We start from the raw sequence: 257 nt of genomic DNA on the forward strand, positions 1-257 counted from the left end.
GCAGGTGTGCTGAACATAATACCCAGCACATCGGCCGATACGCCATACTTGGGCAAGGTCGCGACAATATCGGACACACCAAATTGCGCTTGTTCGCCGCTGAGTTCCGGTGCGGAAATCTGGTGAACGCCAAGACGGCCATCGGCAACACGGTTTTTGCCTGCAAAGAACACAAAGGAGCAGGCTGAAGCGCAATATGAATCCGGCGGAATATAAGTATTCATGCCCCGCTCATAGACTTCTTCCGCTATAACCAG

1 pseudogene is annotated in these 257 nt (G+C 52.5%); it reads right to left on the minus strand.

The window, feature by feature from the left end:
* Positions 1–224: pseudogene (locus HBA93_RS22075) on the minus strand (hypothetical protein); the annotation flags it as partial.
* Between the last annotated feature and the right edge of the window lie 33 nt (positions 225–257).

The sequence above is a fragment of the Ochrobactrum sp. SFR4 genome (assembly GCF_019730395.1).
GTDB lineage: Bacteria > Pseudomonadota > Alphaproteobacteria > Rhizobiales > Rhizobiaceae > Pseudochrobactrum.